The organism is Phormidium pseudopriestleyi FRX01 (assembly GCF_017313335.1).
In the GTDB taxonomy this organism is placed as follows: domain Bacteria; phylum Cyanobacteriota; class Cyanobacteriia; order Cyanobacteriales; family Laspinemataceae; genus Laspinema; species Laspinema pseudopriestleyi.
The window spans coordinates 1-3,995 of sequence record NZ_JAFLQW010000417.1 but is presented as its reverse complement, the minus strand read 5'-3'; the positions used below and the strand labels follow the sequence as shown (position 1 = coordinate 3,995).

2 protein-coding genes are annotated in these 3,995 nt (G+C 46.9%); both read right to left on the bottom strand.

Translation table 11 applies throughout. The features are described from left to right. Positions 1-2,000 (bottom strand): proline dehydrogenase family protein (locus tag J0895_RS15650; RefSeq protein ID WP_207088978.1); only part of this gene is annotated, 2,000 nt, incomplete at its 3' end. A gap of 375 nt (positions 2,001-2,375) precedes the next feature. After that, positions 2,376-3,692, bottom strand: coding sequence for a D-alanyl-D-alanine carboxypeptidase (locus tag J0895_RS15645; RefSeq protein ID WP_207088977.1), 1,317 nt, complete (start codon positions 3,690-3,692; stop codon positions 2,376-2,378). Positions 3,693-3,995 lie beyond the last annotated feature (303 nt).

The following is a 3,995-nucleotide window of genomic DNA, read 5'->3' as shown; positions in this document are numbered from 1 at the left end:
CAATTTCCAGCAACTAGGGAAGCAACTGTCATCCCCACGGGAATGGCAAAGGGGAAATTCCAGGGAGAAATAACAACGGTAATTCCCCGGGGTTGATAGTGATAGCGGTTGGTTTCTCCGGCGACATCGTAATTCACCCCGCCAGCAAGTCGTTCCATTTCATCGGCATAATAGCGACAAAAATCAATTCCCTCGGAGATTTCTGCATCACATTCCCGTAAAGGTTTGCCGACTTCTAATACCATCCAGGCGGATAATTCATGGCGGCGTTGTTCCATTAAATCTCCGGCTTTCCGAAGCAAATTCGCCCGATCGCCTGCGGGGGTGGTTCGCCATTGGGTTAAGGCGGATTTCGCGGCGGCGATCGCCTGATTTGCTTGTTCCACAGACATTAATCCAATTTTGCCAATCACTTCACTCGGATTGGAGGGATTAATGGAGTTAACGGTATTGGGTGCATTAACCCGATCGCCATTAATTAAAGGCAGATAAATTTTACCCAATTGTTGCCGAACCGATGCTAATGCGGCTGCTGCTTCTTGTCGTTCTTTGGTATCAGCATAATCGCGATCGGGTGCGGCATTGGGTAAGGCTTTGTTGTGAATGGCGATCGGCTTATCCCCATTCGGTTGCGGGGGTCCGATTAAACTTTCAATCGGGCGATCTTCCTGACTTTGCCGCACAAATGAACTATTGGCGGTATTTTCCAGTAAGCGGCGAATTAGATACGCCATGCCCGGGAGTAAATCCCCATAAGGACAATAAACTCGCACCCGGTATCCCTGTTGAACTAAAGCTTTGGCGAGTTTATCTCCCATGCCGTAAAGCACTTGCATTTCAAAGCGACGCCGAGGGATATTCAGGGTTTGGGCGATCGCAATGGTATGGGCTTGCGATCGGACATTATGAGATCCGATTGCCCCATACAAATACTCGTGATTTTCTAACAGTAACTCGGTCATCTGTTCAAAATTAACATCGGTTGCTGCTTTATCGTTATAAACAGGTTGCGGCCAATGTTTTTGAATTGCTTTAATTGTTTCCTGGTCCCAATACGCTCCTTTAACCAAGCGGACCGTCACTGGATTTCCCCGTTCTTTCGCCCAGTCAATCAATCCTTGCAAATCTTTTTGACTATCGCGTAAATAGGCTTGCAAAGTGACTCCGATATCCGTGCGACTGCGGAATTCTTCTTCCATTAATAGCCGCTTGAGAATGGAAAGGGTGAGGTCTTTATAATGATACTGTTCCATATCAAAATGGACCGCTGCCCCAACTGCTTGGGCGTGGCGGAGGAGGGTACGAATGCGATCAACAACTCGCGCTTCACTGCCCTCAGCATCAATCGGGTCAAATTGGGAATAAAAAGCCGTTAATTTGACAGAAACCTGTACCTGGGGAATGGTTTCTCCATCCGCTTCATCAATTTGAGGAACTTTAGACCATTTTTTGGCAACATCGGTGAGTTGAGTCATCAAATCTAGGTAGCGTTCCAGATAAGATTCTGCCTCAGCTTCGGTAATCACTGCTTCCCCAAGCAAGTCCATTGTAAAGGACATTTTGTCTTTGCGAAGACGTTCAATGGTTTTTAGGGCTTGCTTGATGTTTTCCCCGGAAATGTATTTTTGCGCCAGGGTTTCTACGGCAGTGGATACCGTCGTGGCGGCAATTTGACCCGGAACTGAATCCCCTCCACTAAACCCAATTAGTTTTTTGAGGGCGTCGGGGAGTTCGACTTCCTCTACGGTTAAATATTCTTGTAAGTGACGAGCAATTTCGGGTTTGCTTCGTAATGCGGGAAGACAGTCAATAAAGCGAAATAGCTGGACCCGCAAACCGGGATTGCTCATCGCCCAATCGAGTATTTTATCATCCCAGCGCATTTGGTCTTGCAATTGGGCAAAAAATGAGCGCTTTTCCTGGGTTGCTGCCAGGAGTTGCTTGGCAATTTCTTGAGTTTTGGCTTCGTAGGCTGTATTTTTGGACGCTTGTACTACCACGGCTGACTTTACCCTTTTTTGAGGCTAGATGACGGGTCAGGTCTCCGACGCGATCGCGCCTTTGACTGCCAAACTCAATATTATAGCTTTTTTCCCAGTTTTATTCTAGAAAAATCCCGGGTGGAAGATGAAAGTTTCTAGCATTTCTACTCAGGTTCCCGGGGGATATTGGAGAGATTTAATGCAATAAATTCGTGATTTTCTTTGAAAAATTAGGATTTACGCATTCCCCCTAGATCTGTCGGGCGATTCGCGAATCGCCCCTACAGAGTTTTTGCTAATTATCACAGATGGTGGGAAGAAACCCGGTTTCTTAACTGGGGTAGGGGGCTGATGACCTTTAAATTCTATGAAATGGAGTGATTTTCTAAGAGTTTATCCCCCATATTCAAAGAGAATTTCATTGCGCTGGACTGCATCTAAATGCCATTGACTCGAATATCCATTAAACAGGTTGTGGACTGCGGATGGAGGAAGTAATGTCGTATGCCACGTCTGCAAGAATTGGGTTAAAAGTTTATCCTGTTCTTGTCGAAATCCATCTAAATAATTGCCTCGGTTGAGAATAGCAAAACAAATCCAACCTTTATCTTGAGTCGGCAGAATTCCGGCGAGGGCGCTGACATCCCATAAGGTGCCAGTTTTGACGACGGCACCCCCTGGAATCTCTCGGTAGTCCATTGTTCCGCCATCCCGACCCGCGACGGGAAATAGGTCGCTTAAGTTAAGGTTTTGGGGTTGTAAAAGTTGTTGAATTGCCATAAACATTCCACAAGCAGCCCGGGGAGAAATTTGGTTTTCTTGTCCTAAACCAGACCCATTAATCAGTTGAATTTCTGACAGGGGAACTCCGGCTGCTTCTGAGGAGAGTTTACGAACTTGGTTGACTCCGCCCAAGGCATCAGCTAACATTTGAGCCATGACATTGTTGCTGTAAATGTTCATTTGTTGCAACAACTCACGCAAGGGCAAGGACCGATGGCGGACTAAGAGGGTTTGGTTGGGAATGGGTTGGTTGGCGATCGCAATTTGTCCGGCGATCGCCACTTGAGGTTTCGGAGTCCCTGGTGCCATTTGCCAATAGGCTTGGGCCGCCTCATGGGTCCACAGACTCTCATGAAGTGCCTCTCGCAACATTTCGCCACTCACTTCGGGATTCTCGTAAAAATTCATCGAGAAATTGCCCGTAATAATTAAATTACCCGTCACCTGACGAATTCCCATTTGATTCAGGGTATTACCGAGGACGATCGCCTCTTCCCAAATGAAAAACGGATCATCTCCCCCCGTCACAATCAAATCCCCTTGTAAAACCCCATCAACAATTTCACCCTGAGTCCCAATCAGGATTTCAAATTGATGATTGATATCCCAGGTTAACAAAGCGGCTAAAGAGGTGGCGACTTTCGTAATTGAAGCAGCAGGAAGGGGAACTGTCCCCTGGTGATTGGCGAGGAGTTGATGACTTGATTGCACCCAGACCCCTTGACCCTCGGGCTGGAGGCCCTTGGAGACTAATCCCTGCAAGTATTGCTGTACCTGGTGTTCGGTGGATGGATCGGCAATCTCATCCAGAACATAACCAGGAATTGCGGGTCCTAGGACTAACTCCACGGCATTTTCCCGAGAGAGTTTTAGCCCCGTCATATCTAACCACACCGAGAGCAAACCGGAACTGAGTAAATCCAGCATTACCACAAATTCTTCAAGCGTTCTTCATCCTTTTTACAAGGTTTTGGGCGCGATCCCCTCAAAAGACGCAAGGAATGATCGCGGCGATCACAGTGACTTCAAACCCAGATTTCGCTTCTAAACTGGGGTTTCTAAGGCTTATAAGAGCAGGTTTTTTTACCGAGAATCGGCGTAAAGCCCCCGGATTTATCCGTGGGGATATAAGCCGACCGTGTTAAAATAGTAAAAGCGAGTAAGAATAATCATCTGCGTGATTATTGCATTCTAGTCTTCGGTGAAATTCCGGCACAGTAAGTCACTACT

What these genes read in the sequence shown, in the direction of transcription:
- J0895_RS15645 (WP_207088977.1), bottom strand. Translation starts at nt 3,692, where the DNA reads ATGCTGGATTTACTCAGTTCCGGTTTGCTCTCGGTGTGGTTAGATATG.